The 615-nt window shown below is 67.5% G+C and carries 1 protein-coding gene; it reads right to left on the bottom strand.

Annotation, left to right across the window (positions count from 1 at the left end; all coding sequences use genetic code 11):
• On the bottom strand, positions 1 to 615 hold a 615-nt coding region (locus tag VT52_RS34420; protein ID WP_143070971.1), incomplete at both ends, for a magnesium and cobalt transport protein CorA.

Below are 615 nucleotides of genomic sequence, written 5' to 3'. Positions count from 1 at the left end.
CCGCATGTCCTCGTTCTGCGCGACTGTCACCTGCGCGAGGTGCGCCTGGAGGATGGAGTTGAGTAGTTCGTCGAAGGCGGCTATCTGCTCCTTGGCCCGGGTCAGGTGGTCGAGCACATCCCGGAAGTACGCCTGTATGTCCGGGGCGACGACCCGTAGGGGGCGGGTGGCCAGGTCCTCCACGGGGCGGGCCAGCGGCATCACCGCCCGCTTCAGCTCGAGCAGTTCACGCTTCATCTGGTAGATGCGCCCCGGGTCGAGCCGTGCGCCTCCCTCCGAGAACACCTCCGTCTCCACCTGGTCGATGTCGCCCTGCACCGCGTCCGTAACGCTGAGATAGCCGTCCACGACATGGTCCGCCAGTGCGTGCAGCACCGCCGCCGGGCCCCTGGAGAGCTGGTGCGGGTGCGCCTCCAGCTCCTCGCGCAACGGCCCCAGCGAGCCGTGCCGGCCGTGCCGCACCGTGATGACGAAGTCCTCGCCGACGAAGGCCATGATCTCGCCGGTGTTCACCACCTCGCTGGTGGCCGTGAGCCGTTCGTGTTCGACGTAGCAGACGGTTTTGAACACCGCGAACAGGGTGTTGCCGTAGTGCTCCAGCTTCGGCCGCTGATG

The sequence above is a fragment of the Streptomyces malaysiense genome, assembly GCF_000980885.2.
GTDB lineage: Bacteria > Actinomycetota > Actinomycetes > Streptomycetales > Streptomycetaceae > Streptomyces > Streptomyces malaysiense.
Note: the sequence above shows the minus strand (reverse complement) of the source record. Positions and strands in the feature narration are given on the sequence as shown.